Annotated in this window: 18 protein-coding genes, 1 pseudogene and 1 riboswitch; of the genes and pseudogenes, 12 read left to right on the top strand and 7 right to left on the bottom strand. The window is 65.3% G+C overall.

Annotated elements, in window-relative coordinates; translation table 11 throughout:
- The coding region (locus IF809_RS35380) for a carboxymuconolactone decarboxylase family protein (protein ID WP_462839851.1) at positions 1 to 151 on the bottom strand (151 nt) is incomplete at its 3' end.
- Positions 152 to 322: 171 nt separating this feature from the next.
- Here IF809_RS35380 and IF809_RS35375 point away from each other — a divergent pair.
- Entirely contained in the window at positions 323 to 2941 is a 2619-nt protein-coding gene (locus tag IF809_RS35375; protein ID WP_462839850.1) for a TIGR02302 family protein, read from the top strand.
- A 39-nt stretch (positions 2942 to 2980) separates the two neighbouring features.
- Here the strand turns inward: IF809_RS35375 and IF809_RS35370 are convergent, their stop codons facing one another.
- Complete coding sequence (locus tag IF809_RS35370; protein WP_128968595.1) at positions 2981 to 3355, bottom strand: response regulator; 375 nt, start codon at positions 3353 to 3355, stop codon at positions 2981 to 2983.
- Between the two features lie 48 nt (positions 3356 to 3403).
- On the bottom strand, positions 3404 to 4282 hold the full coding sequence (locus tag IF809_RS35365) for an MJ0042-type zinc finger domain-containing protein (RefSeq protein ID WP_462839849.1): 879 nt from the start codon (positions 4280 to 4282) through the stop codon (positions 3404 to 3406).
- Between the two features lie 218 nt (positions 4283 to 4500).
- Between IF809_RS35365 and ftsE the strand changes: the two genes are divergently transcribed.
- From ftsE to IF809_RS35345, 4 genes are all read left to right on the top strand, one after another.
- Entirely contained in the window at positions 4501 to 5160 is a 660-nt protein-coding gene (gene ftsE / locus IF809_RS35360) for a cell division ATP-binding protein FtsE (protein WP_092288863.1), read from the top strand.
- Positions 5153 to 6121, top strand: a complete 969-nt coding sequence (locus tag IF809_RS35355) for a cell division protein FtsX (protein WP_128968593.1) — start codon at positions 5153 to 5155, stop codon at positions 6119 to 6121. Before ftsE ends, IF809_RS35355 begins: the two co-directional genes overlap by 8 nt.
- 72 nt (positions 6122 to 6193) lie before the next feature.
- Positions 6194 to 6898 carry a YdcF family protein gene (locus IF809_RS35350; RefSeq protein WP_128968592.1) on the top strand — a complete coding sequence of 235 codons (705 nt, stop codon included), beginning with the start codon at positions 6194 to 6196 and terminating at the stop codon, positions 6896 to 6898.
- Between the two features lie 23 nt (positions 6899 to 6921).
- Entirely contained in the window at positions 6922 to 7695 is a 774-nt protein-coding gene (locus IF809_RS35345) for a lysophospholipid acyltransferase family protein (RefSeq protein WP_128968591.1), read from the top strand.
- Here the strand turns inward: IF809_RS35345 and IF809_RS35340 are convergent.
- Positions 7692 to 8303, bottom strand: coding sequence for a gamma-glutamylcyclotransferase (locus tag IF809_RS35340; protein ID WP_164938913.1), 612 nt, complete (start codon positions 8301 to 8303; stop codon positions 7692 to 7694). The two genes, IF809_RS35345 and IF809_RS35340, sit on opposite strands and share 4 nt — an antisense overlap.
- Before the next feature lie 110 nt (positions 8304 to 8413).
- Here IF809_RS35340 and IF809_RS35335 point away from each other — a divergent pair, with 110 nt between their 5' ends.
- From IF809_RS35335 to IF809_RS35320, 4 genes are all read left to right on the top strand, one after another.
- Positions 8414 to 9598, top strand: a complete 1185-nt coding sequence (locus IF809_RS35335) for a DUF2125 domain-containing protein (RefSeq protein ID WP_128968589.1) — start codon at positions 8414 to 8416, stop codon at positions 9596 to 9598.
- 132 nt (positions 9599 to 9730) lie between these two features.
- Positions 9731 to 9952, top strand: coding sequence for a hypothetical protein (locus tag IF809_RS35330; protein WP_128968588.1), 222 nt, complete (start codon positions 9731 to 9733; stop codon positions 9950 to 9952).
- A 279-nt stretch (positions 9953 to 10231) separates the two neighbouring features.
- Positions 10232 to 11803 carry a hypothetical protein gene (locus IF809_RS35325; RefSeq protein ID WP_462839848.1) on the top strand — a complete coding sequence of 524 codons (1572 nt, stop codon included), beginning with the start codon at positions 10232 to 10234 and terminating at the stop codon, positions 11801 to 11803.
- A gap of 17 nt (positions 11804 to 11820) precedes the next feature.
- Positions 11821 to 12264 carry a hypothetical protein gene (locus IF809_RS35320; protein ID WP_128968587.1) on the top strand — a complete coding sequence of 148 codons (444 nt, stop codon included), beginning with the start codon at positions 11821 to 11823 and terminating at the stop codon, positions 12262 to 12264.
- Here IF809_RS35320 and IF809_RS35315 read toward each other — a convergent pair.
- Genes IF809_RS35315 through IF809_RS35305 form a run of 3 tightly spaced genes read right to left on the bottom strand, consistent with a single transcriptional unit; the run spans position 12261 to position 15175 of the window.
- Positions 12261 to 13202: a prephenate/arogenate dehydrogenase family protein gene (locus tag IF809_RS35315; protein ID WP_128968586.1), complete on the bottom strand. Its 942-nt coding sequence runs from the start codon at positions 13200 to 13202 to the stop codon at positions 12261 to 12263. The genes IF809_RS35320 and IF809_RS35315 overlap by 4 nt on opposite strands.
- Positions 13199 to 14296 carry a histidinol-phosphate transaminase gene (gene hisC, locus IF809_RS35310; protein ID WP_128968585.1) on the bottom strand — a complete coding sequence of 366 codons (1098 nt, stop codon included), beginning with the start codon at positions 14294 to 14296 and terminating at the stop codon, positions 13199 to 13201. The genes IF809_RS35315 and hisC overlap by 4 nt, the downstream gene beginning before the upstream one ends.
- Before the next feature lie 30 nt (positions 14297 to 14326).
- A complete protein-coding gene (locus IF809_RS35305; RefSeq protein WP_128968584.1) occupies positions 14327 to 15175 on the bottom strand; it encodes a chorismate mutase in 849 nt (282 codons plus the stop codon).
- A 172-nt stretch (positions 15176 to 15347) separates the two neighbouring features.
- A riboswitch (SAM riboswitch) is annotated at positions 15348 to 15427 on the top strand.
- Positions 15428 to 15513: 86 nt separating this feature from the next.
- Here IF809_RS35305 and metX point away from each other — a divergent pair.
- The 3 genes and pseudogenes from metX to IF809_RS35290 all read left to right on the top strand — a co-directional run.
- Positions 15514 to 16716, top strand: coding sequence for a homoserine O-acetyltransferase MetX (metX, locus tag IF809_RS35300; protein ID WP_128969497.1), 1203 nt, complete (start codon positions 15514 to 15516; stop codon positions 16714 to 16716).
- 1 nt (position 16717) lies between these two features.
- Positions 16718 to 17380 carry a methionine biosynthesis protein MetW gene (gene metW / locus IF809_RS35295; protein ID WP_128968583.1) on the top strand — a complete coding sequence of 221 codons (663 nt, stop codon included), beginning with the start codon at positions 16718 to 16720 and terminating at the stop codon, positions 17378 to 17380.
- A 151-nt stretch (positions 17381 to 17531) separates the two neighbouring features.
- A pseudogene (locus tag IF809_RS35290) lies at positions 17532 to 18731 on the top strand (hypothetical protein); the annotation flags it as partial.

Below are 18731 nucleotides of genomic sequence, written 5' to 3'. Positions count from 1 at the left end.
GGCCCCACACCGTGCCCCAGCAATATTCGTTGAGCATCTCCTGGAACGGACGGTTGAAGTCGTCGACGTTCTTCAGCGCGTTGTTGACATAGGCTTCGCCCAGTACCGCTTTGCGGACTTCCAGGCCCTTGTCGTGCATCTTCTTGTCCATGGCGTCTCCTCTACGTCCCTTGCATTGGGTGGCGGCGCGGAAATTACGGGGTTGCACCGGGGCAGTCACGTCCTCGTGTTATGCGGGAAAAGGGGTGTCTCCCGTACAGGAACGGATGCCTCAGTGCTGCCGTTGTGGTACGCTTCTCTACCGGGCAACCTGGAGAGTTGATTGAACGGCGTCACCCCCGACCCGTCAGACCCGATCCGCGATGGCGATGCTCTGTCGCGGTTGAAGCTGGCGCAGGCCCTTCAGCGGTCCACTTATGCCATCGCGTGGGAGCGTGCCTGGCCTGCTCTGGCGCGTCTCCTGACCGTTATCGGCCTGTTTCTGGCTGTGTCCTGGGCCGGTCTCTGGCTGGCGCTGCCCTCTGTCGCGCGCGCCGTCGGTCTCGTCATCTTTGCAGGGCTTGCTGCTGGCGCCCTGTTCCCCCTGATTCGTTTTCGTTGGCCGCGCCGCGAAGAGGCGCTCGCCCGGCTCGATCGCGGTTCGGGAATCCGCCACCGCCCGGCCACCACGTTGACGGACACGCTGACATCGCGGGATCCGGTCGCGCAGGCGCTGTGGCAGGCGCAGCGCGAGCGCACGCTGGCCTCGCTCAAGCGCATCCGCGCCGGTTTGCCGCACCCGCGCCTTGCCATCCACGACCCCTGGGCGCTCCGCGCGCTGGTCATGGTGATGCTGGTCGCGACCTTCTTTGCAGCCGGCGACGAGCGCGCGATGCGGCTCGGTGCTGCCTTCGACTGGAACGGCGTGCTGGCGCCGGCCAATGTCCGCGTCGACGCCTGGGTCACGCCACCGCTCTATACCGGCAAGCCGCCGGTGATCCTGTCGGCCGCCAACAAGGAGGCCGCAGCGCTTCCCGCCAGCGGCCCGCTCGCCGTGCCCGCCGGTTCGACCCTGATCGTGCGCTCCTCCGGCGGCAGCCTCGATGTCGTCGTGTCCGGTGGCCTCAAGGAAGTCGCGCCCACGGAGGCCACGCCCAAGGGCACCAACGAGAAGCATTTTGCCATCACCGGCGACGGCACCGCGCATGTCCGCGCGCCCTCGGGCCAGCCGCAATGGGCCTTCGCGGCGACTCCGGACCGCCCGCCGACGATTGCGCTCGCCAAGGATCCGGAGCGCCAGGCGCGCGGCGCACTTCAGCTCGTCTACAAGATCGAGGATGATTACGGCGTCACCGGCGCCGAGGCGCACGTGGCAACGCGTTCCGCCGATGGCGGCAAGGACGGCGATAACAAACAAGCGGCGCGGCCGCTGTTCCAGCCGCCGCAGTTTCCGCTGGTGCTGCCGAATGCGCGCACCCGCAACGGCGTCGGCCAGACGGTGAAGGATCTCAGCGAGGACCCCTATGCCGGCGCCGACGTCACGCTGACGCTGACCGCGAAGGACGAGGCCGGCAACGAAGCGCGAAGCGAACCCTTCAATATGCGCCTGCCGGAGCGGCTGTTCACGAAGCCGCTCGCACGCGCGCTGATCGAGCAGCGCCGTATCCTCGCGCTCGATGCCAACAAGAATTCCGAGGTCTATACCGCGCTCGACGCGCTGATGATTGCGCCCGAACTGTTCACGCAGGAGACCGGGCAATATCTCGGCCTCCACAGCGTAGCGCACCAGCTCGAGGCGGCGCGCACGGACGATGCGCTGCGCGAGGTCGTGGCGAGCCTGTGGGCGCTCGCCGTGACGATCGAGGACGGCAACATTTCCGACGTCGAAAAGGCCTTGCGCGCGGCGCAGGACGCGCTGAAACAGGCGCTGGAGCGCGGCGCCAGCGACGAGGAGATCAAGAAGCTCACGCAGGATCTGCGGGCGGCGCTGGATAATTACATGCGCCAGCTTGCCGAGCAGTTCCGCAACAACAAGGATGCGCAGAATCTGGCGCGTCCGCTCGATCCGAACACCAAGATCCTGCGCCAGCAGGACCTTCAGAACATGATCGATCGCATGGAGCGCCTGTCGCGGTCCGGCGACAAGGACGCGGCCAAGCAGTTGCTCGAGCAACTCCAGCAGATGCTGGAAGGCCTGCAGATGGCGCAGCCGGGACAGTCCGGCGAGAGCGACATGGAGCAGGCGCTGAACGAGCTCGGCGACATGATCCGCAAGCAGCAGCAATTGCGCGACAAGACCTACAAGCAGGGGCAGGATTCCCGGCGCGACCGCATGCGCGGCAAGCAGCAGCCGGGCGACCAGTCTATGTCGGATCTGCAGCAGGACCAGCAGGCGCTGCGCGACCGCCTGAAGAAGCTCCAGGACGAAATGGCCAGGCGCGGCCTGTCGCAGAAGGGCCAGAAAGGCCAACAGGGACAGAAGGGCCAAGAGGGACAGAAGGGCGATCAGGGACAGGGCGGCCAGGACGGCGATCAGGACGCTGATCAGGGTGATGATGACGGCGGGCTCGATTCCGCCGACAGCGCCATGGGCGACGCCGGCTCGAAGCTTGGCGACGGCAATGCCGACGGTGCCGTGGATTCCCAGGGCAAGGCGCTCGACGCCATGCGCAAGGGTGCGCAGAAGATGGCCGAAGCGATGCAGCAGGGCGACGGTGACGGCCAGGGCGATGGTCCCGGCAATCGCGCCGGCCGGCAGCAGAGCGGCGGCAACCAGACCGACCCGCTCGGCCGTCCCTTGCTCGGCCGCGAATTCGGCGACGATTACACCGTCAAGATTCCCGGCGAGATTGACGTGCAGCGCGTCCGCCGCATCCTCGAAGAACTCCGTCGCCGCCTCGGCGACCCCTCGCGTCCGCAGATCGAACTCGATTATATCGAGCGGCTGCTGAAGGATTTTTGAGGGCTGCGCTCGCAATAACGATGCGGTGATACCGCCCGCTCAGCCCTTCTTCGCCGCCAGCGCATCCGCAACCGCCGTGCGGATGTCCGCGACCGAGAACGGCTTGGTCACGACGTCATGCACCAGCGCATTGAGGTTCGACGCGCGCTCGCGCTGGTCGGCAAAACCCGTCATCAGCAGGATGGTCAGATCGGGAAAATCGCGCGCGGCGGAGAGCGCCAGCGCGATGCCGTCCATGACTGGCATCTGGATATCGGTCAGCAACAGGTCGAACGCGCCGTCCTCACGGATCAGGATCTCGAGCGCTTCGGCGCCGTCCTGTGCGGTGACGGTCTCGTGACCGTCCATGGCGATGGCGCGTGCCACCAGCTGGCGCATCGAATCCTCGTCGTCGGCGATCAAGACTTTGGGCATAAGATCAACCTTGGGACCGACCTCCGGTGTCGGACCTTGCGAGCCTGATTATACGCTGCCGCCGGCAATGTCGCGCCGATTGAAGAAGCGAACGTCGATATTGCGCCCCTCCGGCGGCGGCGAGGCCAGGCGCGAGCGGAAGAAGGCGCGCTCGCCGGGTTGCAGCACGGTCTGCTCCAGCACCGAATTCCAGGCGTAGATCTCGGCGCCCTGGGCGTCGCGCACAGCAAAACGCAAGCGGGGGATGTCCATCGGCTTCTTGCCCTGGCCGACGATGACGCCCTCGATCACCAGCACCTGCTTACCGTCCACTGTCTCGGTCGAGAGCTTGACGTCCTTGAAGGCGAGCCCGCGCAGATTCACCTCCAGACCGACCAGCTTGTAGAAGGCGGCCGTCTGCGGCAGCAGGCGGACCATGTCGCTGCGCCAGATCACCAGCGCCAGCACCAGCGCGCCCATGGCAGCGCAGGCGGTCGCCAAGCCGAAATGGGACTTCCGCCTTTCCACCGCAGGAACCGGCCGGCTCACCTTGGCTCCGCGACGGCTGAACAGGCCGCGGAACCAGGATTGATGCTGCGCGCCGACAACTTCCTCCTCGGCGGCCCGGGCTGCCGCCGACCACTCGTCCTCGGTCTCCGGTGCATCCTCGGTCGGCCAGTCGCTGGCGATCGAGGGGCTTTCGACCACAGGGGTGTCGGCCTCGCCCTCGTCCTTGGCATAGGAGTTCCACTGCTCGGCGAGATCCGACTGGTCCTCGGCCCGGCTGGCTGCGGCCATGGCCGGCACGGCCGCTTCCTCGATGGCATCCTCCGGATGCGCGATCCAGGTCTCCTTGCAGCGGGAGCAGCGGACCGTCCGTCCATTGGCCCCGAGGCTCGAAAGCTTGATGGCGTAGGATGTCGTACAATGCGGGCAGACAATATGCATGGACGGCCTCGACGATGAACCTTGTCGCGGAACCGGGCGCCAAGGATATTCCTAAGAAGGATACTCCTGAGAAGGAATACTTCTAAGGGTGCTGCCGGGATGCTACAGGCCGACCGTTAACGAACCGGAAACCATAACGGTCGCACAACCCCCTTGATCGCATGCGGCAAGACCTCGCCGGCCGTGCGACCTACGTCCCCTCTCGAACGGAGCTGAGCTTGGTTCGGTTCGAAAATGTCGGATTGCGTTACGGTCTGGGGCCGGAGATCCTGCGCGATCTCTCCTTCCAGATCCCTGCGCATTCCTTCCAGTTCCTGACCGGCCCGTCCGGCGCCGGCAAGACGTCTTTGCTACGCCTGCTGTTCCTGTCGCATCGGCCGACGCGCGGCCTCGTCAATCTGTTCGGCCACGACGTTTCCCAGCTCGGCAAGGACGAGATCGCGGATTTGCGCAAGCGCATCGGCATCGTGCTGCAGGATTTCCGCCTGCTCGACCACATGACGACCTATGAGAACGTCGCGCTGCCGTTCCGTGTCATGGGCCGCAGTGAATCGAGCTATCGCAAGGAGGTCATCGACCTGTTGCGCTGGGTCGGACTCGGCGATCGCATGGATGCGCTGCCACCGATCCTGTCCGGCGGGGAGAAGCAGCGCGCGGCGATCGCGCGCGCGGTGATCTCGCGGCCGCAACTCCTGCTTGCGGACGAGCCGACCGGCAGTGTCGATCCGACGCTCGGGCGGCGGTTGCTGCGGCTGTTCATCGAGCTCAACAAGTCAGGCACGGCCGTCATCATAGCGACCCACGACATCGCGTTGATGGACCAGTACGAAGCGCGCCGCTTCGTCCTGCATCAGGGGCGGTTGCACGTCTATGAGTAGGACCGACGAGCGCGGCGTATTGGTCGATCTCGGACAGGAGCGTCCGCCGCTGCCGGCCAAGGCGCGCAACCTGTCACCGATCGTGCCGCGCGCCTCTATCCATGGTCGCGCGCTGGTTGCCGTGGTCGCCATCATGACCTTCCTCGCTTCGATGACGACGGGCGCGGTGCTGCTGGTGAGCGCCTCCGCCGCGGAATGGCAGTCGGATGTCGCGAGCGAGATCACCATCCAGGTCCGCCCGCAATCAGGGCGCGACATCGAGCGCGACACCGCCGCCGTCACCGAGGCGATCCGCGCGCAGCCCGGTATCGTCGAGGTCAAACCGTTCACCAAGGAGGAGAGCGGCAAGCTTCTCGAGCCCTGGCTCGGGACCGGGCTGTCGATGGATGACTTGCCGGTGCCGCGCATGATCGTCGCGCGCGTGCAGCCGGGCACGTCGCTCGATCTCGGCGCCTTGCGCGCTCGGGTGACGCAGGTGGCGCCAAGCGCCAGCGTCGACGATCACCGCGCCTGGATCGAACGGATGCGCTCGATGACCAATGCCACCGTGCTTGCCGGCATCGGCATCCTTGCGCTCGTCATCGTCGCGACCATCATCTCGGTTTCGTTCGCAACGCGCGGCGCGATGGCGGCGAACCGTCCGATCGTCGAAGTGTTGCATTTCGTCGGCGCCGGTGATCGCTACATCGCCAATCACTTCCTGCGCCATTTCCTCAGGCTTGGCCTCGAGGGCGGCGTCATCGGCGGCGGCGTCGCCATGCTGCTGTTCGGCTTCTCCGAGTCGATCGCCGGCTGGTTCTCCGGCACGCCGGTCGGCGATCAGTTCGCGGCCTTGCTCGGCACATTCTCGCTGCGGCCGTCCGGCTATATCGTGCTCGCGGTGCAGGCTGTCCTGATCGGCGCGATCACCGCCGTGGCCTCACGCCAGACCCTGTTCGCGACGCTGAATGACGTGGATTGAGCCTGATAAACCGGACTCCACTTCGCCTCAAAACGTCCTAAAATAGCTCGGGGAAGGGATCACCGACATCATATGACCTCGCCGACCGACGAACGATCGCCGAAACTGCCGCGCGGCTGGCTCCGCGCGGCCGTCGTGTCGACGATTGCATTCGCCTTCGTCGGCGCGGCGGCTGGTTTCGTGGCGTTCCTGTCGCAGTTGCGCGGCGCCGAGATCGCGCCGGATCGCAAGGCCGACGGCATCGTGGTGCTGACCGGCGGCTCCTCGCGGGTGTCCGATGCGATGGAGCTGCTGGCTGCCGGCTACGGCAAGCGGCTGCTGATCTCCGGCGTGCACCCGACCTCGACCGCGAGCGACATCTCCCGGACGCTGCCGGAGAACCAATCCTTCATGACCTGCTGCGTCGATCTGGACCGCACCGCGCTCACGACCCGTGGTAACGCGGCGGAGGCGCGGCGCTGGGCCGAGGGGCGCGGCTTCAAATCGCTGATCGTGGTGACTTCCAATTATCACATGCCGCGCGCGCTGGTCGAATTCTCGCATGCGATGCCGAAGACGGCCCTGATCCCGTTCGCCGTGGTCGGCGACAAATGGCGTGAGGAGCCCTGGTGGACGTCGGCCTCGACGCTGCGGCTGCTCTTGTCCGAATATGTCAAGTACATCGCCGCCGAAGTCAGGGTCCGGCTGGAAGATTTCGGGATTGACCTTGCGCCTGAGGTGTCGGAGCAGCCTGCGGGCCTGCAGCCCAAGCGGCCCACAACCGCACAGGCGAATTGATTGGCTCATCTAACGGATCGTCGATGTTTTTGATTTTCCTGCGTTCGCTCGTCTTCAACGTGCTGTTCTACACAGTGCTGGTATGCCTCGCGATCGTGGCGCTGCCGACCTTTGCAATGCCGCCACGCGCGATGCTGACGGTTGCCGAATGGTGGGCGAAGACGACGCTGGTGCTGATGCGCGTGGTCTGCAACATCAAGGTTGAGTTCCGAGGCGTCGAGAAGATCCCGCAAGGACCGCTGGTGATCGTCGCAAAGCATCAGTCGTTCTGGGAAACCTTCGTGTTGCCGGGTTTCTTCAATCGCCCGATCTTCATCCTCAAGCGTCAGCTCATGCAGATTCCGGTGTTTGGCCAGTTCCTGGTCAAGACCGGGATGATCGCGATCGATCGCAATGCCGGTGTGAAAGCGCTGCTGGACATGACGCGTCGCGCCCGCGAGGCGGTGCGCGCCGGCGGCCAGCTCGTGATCTTTCCGGAAGGCACACGCCGGGCGCCGGGGGCGCCGCCGGATTACAAGACCGGCTTTGCGCAGATCTATTCGTCTTGCGGCGTGCCCTGCCTGCCGGTCGCGCTCAATTCCGGCCTGTTCTGGCCGCGCCGCACTTTCATGCGCTATCCCGGCACGCTGGTGGTGGAGTTCCTCGATCCGCTGCCGCAGGGTTTGCCCAAGGACGAGTTTCTCGCGCGCGTGCAAGCGGCGATCGAGGATGCGACCGGCCGCCTCGTCGAGGCAGGACGGAAAGAGCAGGAGCAGTTGATCGGCTCCGCGCCGAGCTACGCGGCTTCGGGCACCTAGCGGCTGTCCCTGCTCTCGTCGGGAGCCTGAGCGTGCAGCGAATGTGCATCGCCATGCAGCATCATCGCGAGCTGATGCAATTGCGTGTCGCGAAAACCTTCGGCCTCGATCGCCTTCACGGTCGCCGTGACGTAATCGCGGTTGGCGCCGGACTGGCCGTGGCCTTGGACGACATGGCGGTGCTGATCGGCGAGCGACAGCCGTCCGGCATACTGGACATGGCCGCGGTCGACCACATAGGTAAGCGCGGAGACGCGCTGCCGCGCTTCGTTCTCCAGCCACACCGAGCGCATCACCTCGCGATAGACCGACGTCACCTGCTCGCGGGCCCGCAAATAGGCAACCACGTCCGCGCGGTTCTTCTCGGCGACGCGGAAGGCGATGCCGCGGCAGGCGCCACCGCGGTCGAGCCCCAGCACCAGGCCCGGCTGCTCCGGCGTGCCACGATGGACAAAGGAATAGACGCACAGCGCACGGTGCTCGCCGACCAGCCGTGCCGGGACGCGCTCCTCGAATGCGAAGCCCGGCCGCCACATCAGCGAGCCGTAGCCGAACACCCAGAGGTCGCCCTTGGCTGTCGTGACGGAGGGGAGGGTGATTTCCGACATTTCGGGCACGGCTATCAGAACCGGACTTCCATGCGAAGCGAATTCTCCGCCTTTCGTCCGGGGGCGGCCTCGCTTACATTTGACAAAATCTGGGGCCAAAGGGTCGCCGCATGTCCGATATGACCATTACCGCAGGCCGGCGCTCCCGTTGGGGGCTCTTCATTGCTCCCGTCCTCCTCCTGATCCTTGCGGCCGCCTGGAGCGGCTTCTGGTTCTATGCGGCCTCGCAGGCCGGGGTGGCGGCCGATGCCTGGCGTGCGCAGGAGGCCAAGGCGGGCCGGATCTACGATTGCGCCAAGCGGTCGATCTCGGGTTTCCCGTTCCGCTTCGAGGTGCAGTGCTCCGGCGCCAGCGTGGCGCTGGTCTCGCAGAATGCAAGCAAGACGCCGTTCACGGCCAAGCTCGACAGCATTCTCGTCGTGGGACAGGTCTACGATCCCAAGCACGTGATCGCCGAGTTCTCGGCGCCTGCAACGCTGGTCGATGGCGTCACGCAGAACACCTTCGTCGTGAATTGGACCAAGGGCCGCAGCAGCGTGATCGGCCTGCCGGCGGTGCCGGAGCGCGCCTCGATCGTGTTCGATGATCCCAGCATCAACAGGATGGATGGCAGCGTGCAGGTGCCGCTCGCACGCGCCAAGCAAGTCGAGTTGCACGGGCGCCTCGCTGATGGATCGACCTCCGATCATCCCGTGATCGAGACCGTGCTTCAGATCTCGCAGGGGAGCATCCAGGGCGTTCATCCGTTGCTGGCCGAGCCGTTCGAAGCGGACACGCGCGCGAAGATCACCGGGCTCACCGACCTCACGCCAAAGCCCTGGCCGCAACGCTTCCGCGAGATCCAGGCGGCAGGCGGCCATATCGAGATCGTGCAGTCGCGGATCCAGCAGGGCGAAATGATCGCGGTCGCGGCAGGTACGCTGGGTCTGTCGGCCAACGGCCGGCTGGACGGCGAATTGCAGATGACGGTGACCGGCCTCGAGCGCGTCATTCCGGCGCTCGGCATCGAGAAGATGCTGGAAGAGGGCGTGCCGCAGGCAACGCTCGATCGCGTCGCGCCCGGCGTCAAGACGCAGGACCTCAACAATCTGTTCGGCGCGCTCGACCGCGCCGTTCCCGGCCTTGGCAAGGTCATCAAGCAGAACGCCAATGCCGGGGTTGCCGCGGGCATCAATTCGATCGGGACCGAAAGCACGCTCGAAGGCAAGAAGGCGCGCAGCTTCCCGCTCAAATTCGCCGACGGCGCCGTGCTGCTCGGCCCGGTCAAGGTGGGCCAGATCCCGCCGCTGTACTGATCTGCGCTCACGGCGCCTTCGCATCAACGTGATGACGCGGCGGCTTCGCATCGGGAATGCGAAGCCGTGATCTCCGCTCTCTCTCCATGTCGGCCGCACGATGAAGCGAGCCGCCCAGGCAGGAGAGATATCATGACAACTTCCAAGCTGTTCGTCGCCGCCATCGCCCTCACGGCCGCCTTTGCGACGCCTGCGTTCGCGCAGTGGCAGTCGCAGGAGCCGGCTGCGTACGAGGCCCAGTACCCGAACGGCGACCGCAATCTGTCGAGCCCGGCAACGCGCGCGAGCGTGGCGTACGTGCCGTCTGCGAAATCACCGCGCCCCACGGTGATCCGCGCGACCAAGGGCAAATAGCCGCCATCCCCCTTGAGACCTAGCGCGTCGCGGAGTTGGGCCCGGCCATGTCCCGGCCGGGCCCAATGCACGCTGCTCGCCTGCGCGGGTCATCGCGCGCGTGCGGATCGGTCGAGCGATGCAAATATTCCGAACATGATCGTCAGGAAAACGTGATGCAGAAGATGCGCGAGCCGGCGAATAAGCGTGGCCGCATTCAAATCACTCCACACCAGGGAAGCAAGCACGCGCCGGGGGCGCAACCATCAGGACCTGCTTCCCAAGTGGAGGGAGGTTTACGTGCGCATCATCACTCGCGGACTCATGCTGGGACTGCTCGCTGCCTGTTCGGGGCAGGCGCGTGCCGACGACAATGTCGCGTCGGAAATTCAGGCACTGAAGGCCAAATTGAAGGAGCTGCAGCAGAGAGTGGATTCGGAGGCGCGCAAGACGCGCCAGGTCGAAGCCGTGCAGGCCAAAGTCATGCCGATGCCGGGGACCTACAAGGCGCTGCCTGTCGAGGCATGCGCGGGCGGCAGGGTCTGCTACAAAGGCATCACGCTGACATTCGGCGGCTGGGTCGATCTCACCGGGATCTACCGCACGCGCAACATCGCCTCCGACACCGGCTCGGTCTACAATTTCATCCCTTATCCGCAGGCCCACAATTTCTACGCCCCGGAGACGCGATTCTCCGCGCGCCAGAGCAGGTTCTCGGTGCTGGCCGAAGGCAACGCCGATGCCGATACGCATCTCGCCGGTTACGGCGAAATCGACTTCGAGGGGGCGGCGCAGACGGCGAGCTCGGTGGCCACCAACTCCTTCAATCCGCGCATGCGGCAGCTCAGCCTCGAGGTCGATCGAACCGATCTCGGTCTGCATTTCCTCGCGGGACAATCCTGGTCGCTGAACGCGCCGACCAAGTCGGGCATCGATCCCCGCGGCGTCGATGCGCCCGGCGTGATCGACTTCGAATCCGTTCCGGGATTTTTGGCGGCACGCCAGCCAGGACTGCGCGTCTGGAAAGATATCGGGCCCGAATTCAAGCTCGCCGCGTCGGTTGAAAATCCGCAGACCGCGTTTTTCGGCGGCAACACCCCGGCAGTCGGCACGCCGGCGGTCGGCCCGCAGGGCGTGCTCAACCCGAACCTGCAGGTCAATCTGACCGGGCCGGGCGGCAGCTTCTTCAACAACCTCAACAATGTCAGCTTGAACCAGGTGCCTGACGTCACCGTCAAGGCGGCATGGGATCCACGGCTCGGTCCCTACAAGCTGCACGTCGAGGCGTGGGCGCTCTATCGCCAGCTGTTCGATCGCTTCGACGGCGCCAATCACACCTACGACACCGGCAGCTTCGGTGGCCACGTCTTCGCCGAGCTGATCCCGAAGACCCTCGACCTGCAGGTCTACGGCGCACATGGCGTGCTCGGCCGCTTCACGGCGACGCCGTTCCCCGATGCGGCGGTGGCGCAGGACGGCACGGTGCTGCCGCTGACGATCACGGCGGCCGCGGCCGGCCTGATCTGGCACGCGACGCCGAGCCTCGATGTCTACAGCTACGCGGGACTGGAGAAGACCAAGGCGAATTTCGCCAATGTGGGAACGGTGCCGTTCGGCTACGGCAATCCGCTCTACAACAACACCGGCTGCTTCACCGAGAACACGCCGGCAGCGAGCTGTAACGGCAATACCAGGGAAGTCCGGCAGGTCACCGCCGGCATCTACGACACCGTCTACCAGGGCAATTACGGCACGGTCAAAGCCGGCGTACAGTACTCCTACACGCAGCGCTTCGCCTTCGCCGGCGTCGGCGGCGCACCCAAGACCGACGACAACATCGTCATGACGCAGGTCAGGTACTATCCGTTCTGATGTTCTGTGGGTGGCAATTGTCCGACGGTCTACTGATCCTTCGGCTCGCGCACGTCGTCGCCCGGCTTGGCCTGGCAATGACGGGCGCGGTCGGCGCCACCTTCGTCGCCGCATTGCTGATGCGGGCCGATCTGCCCTGGTTCGACACCGTCGAATTCACTGTTCTGCTAATCGTGCTCGGAATGACCGGCGCCTATCTCGGGATCGACATCCCGCGCTGGCCGCAGCTCCAGGCCGGCCCGGCGCATCGATCGCCCGCGATCGGTCTTGCCAGCGCGACCGGCACCTTCCTCGCGGCTGGAGCCGGCCTACTCGCACTCTATGCTTTCGTGATCGACGAAACGTCTGCTCCCGCCAGCAACCTCTTGTTCGGCGCCACCTGGATGCTGGGGGTGTGCATGCAGATCGGCGCCGGTCTCGCCGGCCGCCGCCGCATTACGCAGGTCAAGGGTCGCAATTAGCCGGGCTTCTTGTCGAGCTGTCCGTGCTGGCGGCCGAAATCCGCGGCCGCCGAATCCTGACCGATCTCGACGATGCCGCGGCGGATGGCGCGGGTGCGGGTGAAATGGTCGAACAGCGCCTCGCCGTCGCCACGGCGGATCGCGCGCGTGAGCTTGGCGAGATCCTCGGTGAAGGTGCCGAGCATCTCCAGCACGGCGTCCTTGTTGGCGAGGAAGACGTCGCGCCACATCGTCGGGTCGGAGGCCGCGATGCGGGTGAAGTCGCGGAAGCCGCCGGCGGAGAACTTGATGACCTCCGACTCCGTCACCTGTGCCAGCTCGTCGGCGGTACCGACGATGGTGTAGGCGATCAGATGCGGCAGATGGCTGGTGATCGCGAGCACGAGATCATGATGATCCGGCGTCATCACCTCGACCTTGGCGCCCATCGCCGCCCAGAATGCGCGCAAATGCGCGGTGGCCCCGGCATCGACGCCTTCCGGCGGCGTCAAGATGCACCAGCGGTTGATGAAGAGCTCGGCGAAGCCGGAATCCGGCCCCGAATGCTCGGTGCCCGCGACGGGATGGGCCGGCACGAAATGAACGCTCTTCGGCAGATGCGGCGCCATGTCCTTGACCACCGCGCCCTTGACCGAGCCGACGTCGGAAATGATTGCGCCGGGCTTCAGATGTGCGGCGATCTCCTGCGCCACCTCGCCGCAGGCGCCGACGGGAATGCAGAGGATGACGAGATCGGCATCCTTTACCGCCTCCGCATTGGTCGCCACGACCTGGTCGACGATGCCGAGCTCCATCACCCGCGCGCGGGTCTTTTCCGAGCGCGCGGTGGTGACGATCTCGCCCGCCAGGCCCTGAAGTTTCGCAGCGCGCGCGATCGAGCCGCCGATCAGGCCGAAGCCGATCAGCGCGACGCGCCGGAAGTGTGCCTGCTCGCTCATTTGCCGGCCATGAAGTCGCGCAAGGCCTCGGCGACGAGGCGGTTGGCCTCCTCGGTGCCGATGGTCATGCGCAAGCAATGCGGCAGGCCGTAATTCTTCAGCGCGCGCAGCACGAGACCGCGCCTGGTGAGGAAGGCGTCGGCGTCGTCGGCCGTCTTGCCCTTCTCGGTCGGGAAGTGGATCAGCACGAAATTGGCGACGCTCGGCGTCACCTTCAGCCCGAGCTTGCCGATCTCCTCGGTGAGCCAGTTGCGCCAGGTCTCGGTGAACTGCTTCGACATCGCCTGGTGCGCGGTGTCCTCGATGGCGGCGACAGCGGCATACATCGCCGGCGTCGACACGTTGAACGGGCCGCGGATGCGGTTGACCGCATCGATGATGTGCTCGGGGCCGAACATCCAGCCGACGCGCAGCGCCGCAAGGCCGTGGATCTTGGAGAAGGTGTGCGTCACCACGGTGTTCTCGGTGGTCGCGACCAGCTCGATCCCCATCTCGTAATCGTTGCGCGAGACGTAGTCGGAATAGGCGGCATCGAGCACCAGCAGCACATGCGACGGCAGGCCGGCGCGCAGGCGCTTGACCTCGTCGAACGGGATGTACGTGCCGGTCGGGTTGTTGGGGTTGGCGAGCCAGACCAGCTTCGTCTTGGGCGTCACGGCTTTCAGGATGGCGTCGACGTCGCAGGTGAGGTTCTTCTCGGCCGCAATCACGTTCTTGGCCCCGACCGCCATGGTCGCGATCGGGTAGACCAGGAAGCCGTGCGTGGTCGAGATCGCCTCGTCGCCATGGCTGAGATAGGTGTGGGCGAGCAGATTGAGGATCTCGTCCGATCCGGCGCCGCAGATGATGCGATTGGGGTCGAGGCCGAAGGAGCGGCCGATCGCCTCGCGCAGCACGCGTGAGGTTCCCTCCGGATAGTCTTCCAGATGATCCGCGACGTGCTTGAAGGCCTCGATCGCCTTGGGCGAGGGTCCGAAGGGCGTCTCGTTGGCCGAGAGCTTGAACACCTTGCGGCCCGGCTCCGCCACCGGGCTCTTGCCGGGCGTGTAGGGCGCAATATCGAGAATGCCGGGATTCGGCACGGGGCGGGACATCTTCAACTCCGAGATTGGCTGGGCGCGAACTTACGATTTCGCCCCGGTCGGGGGCACCGTATAGCGCGTTGCGTGGCTGCCGACGAGGGCCGTGGAGCGCACCGAGGCCCCCGCCTCGATCAGGGCAGCCCTGATTTTGTCGATGCCGGTGGCTGATGTCACCGACACCAGCAGCGCTGCGCCGTCGAAGGCGGTATCGGGCACCGCCACGATCTCGGCCAGCGGCGACAGCGCGCGCGCCACCTCGGCGTTCCAGCCGGAGACGCGCACGCTGAAGGTCTCCACTTCCGTGACCAGCGCGCTGTCGGCGACGCGCGAGATCGCGAACACGGGCAGCGCCGCCGGATGGTCGGCGCGTTCGACGAAGGGCATGCGCGCGATGATCTTCGGCGCGCCGTCGGCCTCCAGCTCCAGCCACCACGGCGTGCGGCTCGAGGTCGCCGAGACCAGCGCAAGATCGCCCTTGGATTTCGCCACCGCCTCGACCGCGGCCTGCGCGCTGAAATGGGCGACGTAAGGCACCGTGAAGCCGAAATGGAAGCGCACGGAATCGCGCATGGCAGGCTCGCTCACCGAGATGTCGGCGTGCACGGAGAACGGCGCCTGGACATAGGTGAAGGTGGAGATGATGACGCGCCAGATGCTCTCGACCGTGTCGAGCGGCAGAATGCCGCGATGGCGCTGCACGATCTCACGCATCATCGAGGCCTCGCGCGCCGGGCGGAACGCCGAGCCGACCTCCTGGGTCTGCTTGACCTGGATCAGGCGATCGATGATGTCGCCACGCTGCATCAGGAGGCGATGCATGGCCTCGTCGATCGCGTCGATCTCCTTGCGCAATTCCTGGAGCGATGGTGGCGCCGGCGGACGTTGGGACATATCTGACAGGCTGTGTTGTGAGGGAGCGGTCGAGGTTCTGATTAGGCAGTCGGGGCGGCGAAAGCAAAGAGAAATGCAAGAGGACGCGAGACCTGCCGGTCCGCGCGGCGAGAGCCGATTTTGCTCAATCCGGACCGTGACTTGACGAAATCAGCCTGAGCCGGTAGGTTTTTGCCCGTTCCGTGGTCATTTGAGCCGGCCGGCTTGCAGCCACGTTAAAAAACTCGCTAAACAGGCCGGGGACGCTTCCGATCCCGGCCGAACCTATCATTCAGGCCGGGTTTTTCATGGCCTGATGTCAGCGGCGGTTCTCGTGGCCGTCGCAAACGAGGTCGATGATGGTTGGCGTCAAGTCCGTGCCCAGTCCCGCGATCAGTGCCGACGATCGCTCGCATGAGGTCGATCATCCGAGCTCGCAGCTTGCGCTGTTCGGCACTGAGCAGCCGCTGCGGCTCGATTGCGGCGTCGATCTCTCGCCGTTTCAGATCGCCTATCAGACCTATGGCGAACTCAACGCCGACCGTTCCAACGCGGTGCTGATCTGCCATGCGCTGACCGGAGACCAGCACGTCGCCAATGTGCATCCCGTCACCGGCAAGCCCGGCTGGTGGGAGACGCTGGTCGGCCCCGGCCGGCCGCTCGATCCTGCGAGGTACTTCATCATCTGCTCCAATGTGATCGGCGGCTGCATGGGTTCGACCGGCCCGGCCTCGATCAATCCCGCGACCGGCAAGGTGTGGGGCCTGGATTTTCCCGTCATCACCATTCCCGACATGGTGCGCGCGCAGGCGATGCTGATCGACCGGCTCGGCATCGACACGTTGTTTGCCGTCGTCGGCGGCTCGATGGGCGGGATGCAGGTGCTGCAATGGACGGCGGCGTACCCTGCACGCGTCTACTCCGCGCTGGCGATTGCCTGTGCGACGCGGCACTCGGCGCAGAACATCGCCTTCCACGAACTCGGCCGCCAGGCCGTGATGGCCGATCCGGACTGGCACAATGGCGGCTATGCCGATCACGGCATCCATCCGCATCGCGGCCTCGCGGTCGCACGGATGGCTGCGCACATCACCTATCTCTCGGACGCCGCCCTGCATCGCAAGTTCGGGCGGCGCATGCAGGACCGCGAGCTGCCGACCTTCTCGTTCGACGCCGACTTCCAGGTCGAGTCCTATCTGCGCTACCAGGGCTCGTCCTTCGTCGAGCGCTTCGACGCCAACTCCTATCTCTATCTGACCCGCGCGATGGATTATTTCGACATCGCCGCCGACCATGGCGGCGTGCTGGCGAAGGCCTTCGCGGGGATCCAGACCCGCTTCTGCGTGGTCTCCTTCACCAGTGACTGGCTGTTTCCCACATCCGAATCGCGCGCGCTGGTGCACGCGCTGAACGCATCGAGCGCGCGGGTGTCGTTCGCCGAGATCGAGACCGATCGCGGCCACGACGCCTTCCTGCTCGACGTGCCCGAATTCTTCGACATCTCGCGCGCCTTCCTGCAATCGGCCGGCAAGGCGCGCGGGCTCACCGACAAGGACGGCTGACATGTCCGCGCAAGAAGTGCTGCCGTTCAACGGCATCGTGACCACGCAATCGGGAAACTATCGCGCCGACCATCTGCTGGTCGCCGAGATGGTCAAGCCGGGCTCAAAGGTGCTCGACGTCGGCTGCGGCGAGGGCGATCTGCTTCAACTGCTGGAGACCCGCGGGATCGACGGCCGCGGCATCGAACTATCTCGTGAAGGCGTCAACCGCTGCGTGGCAAAGGGCCTCGCGGTGGTGCAGGGCGATGCCGACACCGATCTCGTGAATTATCCGGACGATGCCTTCGACTACGTGATCCTGTCGCAGACGCTACAAGCGACGCGGCAGCCCAAGGTCGTGCTGGAAAACCTCCTGCGCATTGGCCGCCGCGCCATCGTCTCGTTCCCGAATTTCGGCTTCTGGCGGATGCGCCTCCAGCTCCTGATCGGCGGCCACATGCCGCGCACGGAAAACCTGCCGGCCAGCTGGTACGACACCGCCAACATCCATTTCTGCACCATCAAGGATTTCGTCGAGCTCTGCGACGAAATCCATGTCAAGATGGAGCGTGCCGAAGCGCTCGACCTCTACGGCCGCCCCTTGCGCCTGCGGTTGCCCTGGTGGGTGTGGAATCTGTTCGGCGAGCAGGGGGTGTTCCTGCTCAGCCGAGGCGGTGGGAAGTAGTTTTTCGTCATTGCGGCGGCGGACGGCGATACCTGACTCAGGGAACTAGACCAAGTATCCAATCCTGCGGCTAACCAAAGTTGAGCCTCTAGGTTGCATGTCCTCGATTCCTTCAGCCATAATGCCGCTGGGGAAATGAAGGGCTGAGACGATGGGTAGAGCGCTGCCGGCACTCGCTGTGCTGTTCAGTGTGGGCTTGACGTACGAACCGGTACTCGCCCAGAGCGGAAGCGACATCGTTAACATTTTTGGTGGCCTGGTTCAGACCGCGATCACTCAGGCGACCCAGGCCGAGTGGCGCAAAATTCCGGCGGCCGAGATGTCCTGCATCGACGAGAACCTGCGCCAGCGCGGCTTGTCGATTGCGCAAGCGGTTCAGCAAGGCATCAGCCCCGGCGACGGCCGGCTTGCGGACGTGCGCCGCTTCTGCCGAAGCGGCCTCGCGCAAAATCCATCGGGCATAGCCGTGAGCCCGAGCGTGATCTCGATCTATGCAGTCGACGGACTTAACCTCGGCGCGAAGGTCAACTTCGAAAGCTCGGTCTATCGGCAATATCAGTGTAGTCCCAGCGAACAGTTCAACGGCTTCAGCTGGTGCACCCGCAAGGTGGCGGAAAGCTCGAGACGGGGACCGTTCGTGTCGTCCTACTCGATCCTGCATTCGCCCGACGGCACGGTGTCCTACGTCAACCGCTACCTGGAGCCGGCATGGTTCAGCGGCAACGAGGCGAATGAAGACATCGGACGACTTGCGAGAAAGTACGGCCAGCCCAACGTGATGGCCATGCCGCAAGCTGAAGGTGTGCAAGGGCTCATGGCCAGCTGGGGCACGGTCACGCTGCTGCCGCTCGACGCGAACAATTTGGCCCTGCTCGCGCAGGGCCGCGACATCAGGGCCGGCTTCATGGTGGACTTCCTCGGCAATTTCCGCCGATCCGCGCAGCTCGGCTTGCCCATCTACCGCCTGGCCGGTGGGCCGGGTTTCGTCTGGGCTGCCAACTGGGACCAAGGCGGGCGAGGCACGCTGCGGTTCTTTGCTGTTGATGCGTCCACATTCGCAGGACCCGCTCCGGTCCAGCCGCAGGTTCAGGCGAATCTCGGCACGTCTTCGATTGCCGATTCAGCCGCGTCGGAACCTGCTTCGCCGTCGCCCCCGCCGGTCTCCGCCGCTCAACCATCGCCGCCGGTCTCGACCGCGCCTCCTCCGCCGCCAGCTTCACCGCCCCCGGCGGTCACCCGCATCAATCCCGATGAGCGCGCGCGGCAACGGATCAAGGATACTCTAAGCAGGGTTTCCTATCATCGAGGCGATCTTCCGAACGATAACTTCAAGACCAAGCTGGATGCGATC

This window comes from Bradyrhizobium sp. UFLA06-24 (genome assembly GCF_054967145.1).
The sequence above is the reverse complement of the archived record's forward strand: the minus strand, read 5'-3'. Positions and strand labels throughout refer to the sequence as shown.